7 protein-coding genes are annotated in these 6,892 nt (G+C 63.9%); 5 read left to right on the forward strand and 2 right to left on the reverse strand.

Annotated elements, in window-relative coordinates; all coding sequences use genetic code 11:
• Both G9C89_RS24665 and G9C89_RS24670 read right to left on the reverse strand, forming a co-directional pair.
• A partial coding sequence (locus G9C89_RS24665) for a thiolase family protein (protein WP_449301114.1) occupies nt 1-287 on the reverse strand: 287 nt, incomplete at its 3' end.
• 71 nt (nt 288-358) lie between these two features.
• The gene (locus G9C89_RS24670) at nt 359-2,041 is read right to left on the reverse strand and encodes an AMP-binding protein (RefSeq protein WP_172153315.1); all 1,683 of its coding nucleotides are present in this window, start codon (nt 2,039-2,041) and stop codon (nt 359-361) included.
• A 974-nt stretch (nt 2,042-3,015) separates the two neighbouring features.
• Here G9C89_RS24670 and G9C89_RS24675 point away from each other — a divergent pair.
• The 5 genes from G9C89_RS24675 (at nt 3,016) to G9C89_RS24695 (ending at nt 6,762) form a co-directional block, all read left to right on the forward strand.
• On the forward strand, nt 3,016-3,384 hold the full coding sequence (locus tag G9C89_RS24675) for a substrate-binding periplasmic protein (RefSeq protein WP_172153317.1): 369 nt from the start codon (nt 3,016-3,018) through the stop codon (nt 3,382-3,384).
• Between the two features lie 94 nt (nt 3,385-3,478).
• Nucleotides 3,479-4,138, forward strand: coding sequence for a glutathione S-transferase family protein (locus G9C89_RS24680; protein WP_172153319.1), 660 nt, complete (start codon nt 3,479-3,481; stop codon nt 4,136-4,138).
• A 107-nt stretch (nt 4,139-4,245) separates the two neighbouring features.
• On the forward strand, nt 4,246-4,908 hold the full coding sequence (locus G9C89_RS24685; RefSeq protein ID WP_172153321.1) for a DUF6064 family protein: 663 nt from the start codon (nt 4,246-4,248) through the stop codon (nt 4,906-4,908).
• 262 nt (nt 4,909-5,170) lie between these two features.
• The gene (locus G9C89_RS24690; protein WP_172153323.1) at nt 5,171-5,569 is read left to right on the forward strand and encodes a MerR family transcriptional regulator; all 399 of its coding nucleotides are present in this window, start codon (nt 5,171-5,173) and stop codon (nt 5,567-5,569) included.
• 29 nt (nt 5,570-5,598) lie between these two features.
• The gene (locus G9C89_RS24695) at nt 5,599-6,762 is read left to right on the forward strand and encodes an isovaleryl-CoA dehydrogenase (protein WP_172153325.1); all 1,164 of its coding nucleotides are present in this window, start codon (nt 5,599-5,601) and stop codon (nt 6,760-6,762) included.
• Nucleotides 6,763-6,892: the final 130 nt, after the last annotated feature.

Below are 6,892 nucleotides of genomic sequence, written 5' to 3' on the forward strand. Positions count from 1 at the left end.
GCCTTCATCCCCGAGCCGCACATCTTGTTCACCGTCGAGCACACCGTGCCCTGCGCCAGGCCCGCGCCCAGCGCCGCCTGGCGCGCCGGGGCCTGGCCCTGGCCGGCCTGCAGCACGCAGCCCATGATCACCTCGTCCACCGCATCGGTTGCCAGACCGGCGCGCTCGAGGGTCGCGCGGATCGCCGCGGCGCCCAACTGCGCGGCCGTAACCTCCTTGAAGTCGCCGAGGAAAGCGCCCATCGGCGTGCGCGCGGCGCTGACGATAACTACAGGATCGGGTTGCATGGTCATAACAGCTCCTCCTTATCTGGGTGCTGGTCAGGGCGGGTCGCGGCAAAGCGCCCACCCTCAATAATCTACTGTGCAGCGGTCGTGTCCAGCTCGGCCAGCATGACTTCGCGCATGCGGAACTTCTGCACTTTTCCGGTTACGGTCATGGGGAACTCGTCGACGAACTTGACGTAGCGCGGCACCTTGAAGTGGGCAATGCTGGCCTTGCAATAGGCGCGCAGCTCATCGGCGTCGCAGGCGTGGCCGGGGTGCAGCTTGACCCACACGGCGATCTCCTCGCCGTACTTGCGATCCGGTATGCCGATTACCTGCACGTCCGCCACCGCCGGGTGGCCGAACAGGAATTCCTCGATCTCACGCGGGTAGATGTTTTCGCCGCCGCGAATGATCATGTCCTTGCTCCGGCCGACGATGCGCACATAGCCCTGCGCGTCCATCACCGCCAGGTCACCACTGTGCATCCAGCGTCCCGGATCGATGGCCTCGGCGGTGGCCTGTGGGTTGTTCCAGTAGCCGAGCATCACGCTGTAGCCGCGGGTACACAGCTCGCCGGTCTGGCCGCGCGGCAGGATGCGCCCGTCGGCGTCGACGATCTTGCTTTCCAGCTGCGGCTGGGTGCGTCCGACGCTGGTCACGCGCACGTCCAGGTCGTCGTCGGCGGCAGTTTGCAGCGACACCGGGCTGGTTTCGGTCATGCCGTAGGCCATCTGCACCTCGCGCATGTGCATCTCGTCGATGACCCGCTTCATCACCTCGATCGGGCAGGTGGCGCCGGCCATGATCCCGGTGCGCAGACTGGACAGATCGAACTCGGCGCGCCCTGGGTGATCCAGTTCGGCGATGAACATCGTCGGCACGCCATACAGCGCAGTGGCTTTTTCTTTTGCCACGGCCAACAGAGTGGCCTCCGCCTCGAAACTCGGCGCCGGGTAGATCATGGTGCTGCCGTGGGTCAGGCAGCCGAGATTGCCCATGACCATGCCGAAGCAGTGGTACAGCGGCACTGGGATCACCAGGCGGTCGTGCTCGGTCAGGCCGAGGCTCGCGCCGACCATGTAGCCGTTATTGAGGATGTTGTAGTGGCTGAGGGTCGCGCCCTTGGGCGAACCGGTGGTGCCAGAGGTGTACTGGATATTGATCGGCTCGTCGAACTGCAGCAGCGCCTGGCGCTCGACCAGTTGCGCCGGGCTGATGCCGGCGGCGAGACCTGCCAGCTTATGCCAGCAGAGGAAGCCGGCCGGCGCCTGCTGCGCCAGGCTGATCAGCCCGCGCAGCTCCGGCAGGCGCGCGCTGAGCAGCTCGCCCGGCTGACTGGCCGCCAACTCCGGCAACAGCTGCACCAGCATGGCGTGGTAGTCGGAGGTCTTGAACGCATCGGCGCAGACCAGCCAGCTGCAGCCGGACTGCTGCAGGGCGTAGTCCAGCTCGCTGGTGCGATAGGCCGGGTTGATAGTGACCAGGATCGCACCGACCTTGGCGCTGGCGAATTGAGTGATGCACCACTCGGCGCAGTTCGGCGCCCAGATGCCGACCCGGTCGCCAACCTGCACGCCCAGCGCCAGCAGGGCGCGTGCGCAGCTGTCGACCTGCTCGGCCAATTCGCTCCAGCTATAACGCAACTGCTGATGACGCACCACCAGAGCCTCGCGGCCGGCGAAACGCGCCACGGTGTCATCGAACGCCTGGCCGATGGTCATGGCCAACAACGGCTGGTCTTGCGGACCACGGGTGTAGCTGAGGTGATTCATGGGCTTTCCCTTCTTGTGCTTGTAGTGGGATAGACGCCGAGCCGCCGGCTGCGCGTCGCCGCGACAGGATCAGCGGCGCAAACCGAACTTACGTTGACGTTAACGTAAAGTAAGCGTTTTTACCTGTCCAGTCCCGCGAAGGTCGAATAGCGTGCCGATCCGGGTAACCTCCGGCCGAGCGCGCGACAAGGCGCCAGGTCCAGCCAGCGTGTTTGCCGGCCCCAAGCCACCCTGCCTGCCGTCGATCCTGGCCAGTGCTGAGCGGCACGCAGATAGACAAGCCAACTGCCAGCAACTAGCGTTCGATGTACAGCTGAGGTTGTCGGCACAACGCAGTTTTTTACCGTTCGAACACGAAACCGAATCAATAACCGTGCACAACATGCTGCTCATCAACTACGGTGGACGCCCCGTTCATTGACCATATTCCGCTGCACGTCCATCCACCCCGCCCACACGCTGGCCTTGTACCGCCACCAGTTATGGGTAGAGCGCCATGCACACCCGCACCTCCGGCCTGTATGCATGAAGATCGGTAAGAACGACATGGAGCAGCAAACAGTTGAGCAATCGATCGACACTGGCAAGACGGATGAAACAAACCTCATGGGGGTTGGCCCTGCTACTGGCCTGCTGGACGCCGGGCTGGGCCGAGGAGATTCGCCTGGTGACTGGCGAGTTCGCCCCCTACAGCGGGGAAAGCCTGCCCAACGGCGGCGTGATGACCGAGCTGGTGAGTGGCATCTTCCAGCAGCTGGGCTACCCGGTCAGCGTCGCTTACCTGCCCTGGAAGCGTGGCTACCAGAAGACCCGGAGCGGCAGGTTCAGCGCCACCTTCCCCTACAGCTTCAACCCCGAGCGGGCCCGCGAGATGCACTATTCGGCGCCGTTGCGCAGCAGCCCGGTGCATCTGTTCGTGCATGTGGCGGCACTGCCGAGCGCGACCACAGCCCAGGCTCTGCAGGGGCTGCGGCTTGTGCACGGCCCTGGGCTACAACCTCTTCCCGCCGATCGAGGAGGCCCTCAAGCGGCAGCTGATCGAGCTGATTACCGTGCGCGAGATGGACAGCTGCGTGCGCATGATGGAAAACCGCCGGGCCGACGCCATCTTTCTCAGCGAGGATGCGGGCTGGCACCTGATCGAACGGGAAGCCGGCAGCCGGCGCAACTACCGGATGCTGGCAGAGCCGATCTACACGGTTCGCGAATACCTGCTGGTGTCCAAGCGCTATCCCCGCGGCGCCGAGCTGATCGAGCGCTTCAACGCCGAGCTGGCGCGGCAGATCGACAGCGGCCGCTACCGGCAACTGATGGACAAGCACCTGCCTGACGACGCACTTTGACCCGCCTCTGTCGATTCATCCCTCTCCCAGACGACCAGCTCATGCGGCAGATTACTTTCCAGGCCGCTTAGGTCGACAAATCGAGGAGTCGAAGATGACCATCAAGCTCTATGCCCACCCCTTTTCTTCCTACTGCCAGAAAGTCCTGATCGCGCTGTACGAGAACGCCACCCCGTTCGAGTGGCGCCTGCTCGCGCCAGACAACCCGCAGGCGGTCGCGGAGCTGGAAGCGCTGTGGCCGCTCAAACGCTTTCCGGTGCTGGTGGACAACGGCCGCACGCTGGCCGAAGCGAGCATCATCATCGAGCACCTGGACCTCCAGCATCCGGGGCCGGTGCGCTTGCTCCCCGCGGATGCGCGCGCTGCCCTCGAGGTGCGCTTCATGGACCGTTTCTTCGACAACTACGTCTCCACCCCGCAGCAGAAGATCGTCTTCGACAGCCTGCGCCCGGCAGAGCAGCGCGACCGCCATGGAGTCGGCGAGGCACGCACGATGCTCGAGACCGCCTACCGCTGGCTCGACCAGGCGATGGCCGGCCGCGAATGGACGGCAGGTGACGCCTTCAGCCTCGCCGACTGCGCGGCCGCACCGGCACTGTTCTACGCCGACTGGACCCACCGGATCGACGCGGGATTCGAGAACGTTCATGCCTATCGGCGGCGGCTGCTGGCGAGGCCTTCCTTCGCCCGGGCGGTGAACGAGGCGCGGCCCTACCGCTCGCTCTTCCCGCTCGGTGCCCCGGACCGTGATTGAACAGGCAGCAGAGCACGGTGGGGCAATAGCAGCCGCGGCGCAAAAGCGGATACCCTGCCGGAGAAGGCGCTCCAGCGGGTCGCTGAGCGCCGCCGAGGGGTGCGGGAATGAATCTGCCATTCAGCCAAGCGCAATTCTTCGAGGTCTTCGCGGCCTACAACCTTGCCCTGTGGCCCGCGCAGGTCGCGTTGAACGCCCTCGCCATGGCCATGCTCGCCGTCGTGCTGTGGGCTCCTCGACGGGCGGGACGCCTGGTTTCCTGGGGGCTGGCGTTGCTCTGGACCTGGCTGGCGCTGGCTTACCACCTGGCATTCTTCTGGCGCATTAATCCCGCGGCCCCTTTCTTTGCCGCCGTGTCGCTGGTCACCGCCATGGCCTTCGCCTGGCAGGGTGGCATCCGCGGGGCGTTGCAGTTCCAGCCAGGCCTGTCTGCCCGCAGTGTTGCCGGCCTGATCCTGATCGTATTCGCCCTGCTGGTCTATCCGGCTATAGGCGCCTACATCGGCCATCGCTACCCGGCGTCCCCGACATTCGGACTGCCTTGCCCGACCACCCTCTTCACCTTCGGCCTGCTGCTCATGGCGGCCCCCAACCTGCCCAAAGTCGTTGTGCTGGCGCCCTTGGCATGGGCCCTGATCGGCTCGACCGCGGCGCTTGCGCTGGGTGTCAGCGAAGACCTGGGGTTGGTCGTCGTCTCAGCGCTAGGGCTGTATATGCTCCTGCGCCGATCGGCGCCCACTGGCGACTCGCCGCACATACCGCAGCCTTGATAGCCGGTTCCCCGCGCCCATCCCCTTCGACTTCCGTTGCCCGCGCGGCTCCCAGGCGGGGCGTGAGCACCGTCGGATCGTCGCCATCACCGGCACCTCTCCTTATCTACAACTTTATATTGTTTCTCTATCTACCTATTAAATAAGGGTTTAAACAGAAACTAGAAATCAGATTAACTCGCTGACATTGGCGAAATGCCTGTTGACGTCGCGCCTTTTCAGCTTTACGTTAACGTAAAGGTAAATCAACGAGACGACGCCCATGGCAGCGACCTACAGCATCTCCGACCTGGCCCGCGAGCTGGACATCACCACCCGCGCCATCCGTTTCTACGAGGAGCAAGGCATGCTCATCCCCGAGCGGCGCGGCCAGGAGCGCATCTACAGCGGCAAGGACAAGGTCGCACTGAAGCTGATTCTGCGCGGCAAGCGCATCGGCTTTTCCCTGGCCGAGTGCAAGGAGCTGATTGAGCTGTACGACCCGGTGCACGGCAACCGCAAGCAGCTGGAAACCTTCATGGCCAAGATCGCCGAACGGCGCAACCAGCTGCAGCAGCAGTTGCTGGACATTCAGCAGATGCAGCTGGAGTTGGATACCGCCGAAGAACGTTGCCTCAACGCCCTAGCTGAAACCGATAAGAAACAAGGCATTACAGCCTAAACCTAAGAACAAATATTACAGGTGGAACCATGAGCTATCCGTCCCTCAACTTCGCCCTCGGCGAAACCATCGACATGCTCCGCGAGCAGACCCAAGCCTTCGTCGCCAGTGAGCTGGCCCCGCGCGCGGCCGCCATCGACAGCGACAATCTGTTCCCGGCGGACATGTGGCGCAAATTCGGCGACATGGGTCTGCTCGGCATCACCGTCGACGAGGAGTACGGCGGTTCCGGCCTCGGCTACCTGGCCCATGTGATCGCCATGGAAGAGATCAGCCGCGCTTCGGCCTCGGTCGCCCTCTCCTACGGCGCCCACTCCAACCTCTGCGTCAACCAGATCAAGCGCAACGGCACCGCCGAGCAGAAGGCCAGGTACCTGCCCAAGCTGGTGAGCGGCGAGCACGTCGGCGCCCTGGCCATGAGCGAGCCGAATGCCGGCTCGGATGTGGTGTCGATGAAGCTGCGCGCCGACAAGAAGGGCGACCGCTATGTACTCAACGGCAGCAAGACCTGGATCACCAACGGCCCGGACGCCAACACCTACGTGATCTACGCCAAGACCGATCTGGACAAGGGCGCGCATGGCATCAGCGCCTTTATCGTCGAGCGTGACTGGAAGGGTTTCTCCCGCGGCAGCAAGTTCGACAAGCTCGGCATGCGCGGCTCCAACACCTGCGAACTGTTCTTCGATGACGTCGAGGTGCCGGCAGAGAACGTGCTCGGCCAGCTCAATGGCGGCGTGCGGGTACTGATGAGCGGTCTGGATTACGAGCGCGTGGTGCTCTCCGGCGGCCCGACCGGGATCATGCAGGCCTGCATGGATGTGATCGTGCCCTACATCCACGACCGCAAGCAGTTCGGCCAGAGCATCGGCGAGTTCCAGCTGATCCAGGGCAAGGTCGCCGATATGTACACCCAGCTCAACGCCAGCCGCGCCTACCTGTATGCCGTGGCCCAGGCCTGCGACCGTGGCGAGACCACGCGCAAGGACGCCGCCGGGGTGATTCTGTATACCGCCGAGCGCGCCACCCAGATGGCCCTGGATGCGATCCAGATCCTCGGCGGCAATGGCTACATCAACGAATACCCCACCGGCCGCCTGCTGCGCGACGCCAAGCTCTACGAGATCGGCGCTGGCACCAGCGAAATCAGGCGCATGCTGATCGGCCGCGAGCTGTTCAACGAGACCAAATAAGGCGCTTGCCCGCGTAGGGTGGAAAACCGCGAAGCGTTTTCCACCAAAGCCGGTGGATGGATAAAACGTCATCCACCCTACGGATTACGGTATCGGAGTCACTGATGGCCATCCTGCACACCCAGATCAA

This window comes from Pseudomonas tumuqii (assembly GCF_013184545.1).
Classification (GTDB): domain Bacteria; phylum Pseudomonadota; class Gammaproteobacteria; order Pseudomonadales; family Pseudomonadaceae; genus Aquipseudomonas; species Aquipseudomonas tumuqii.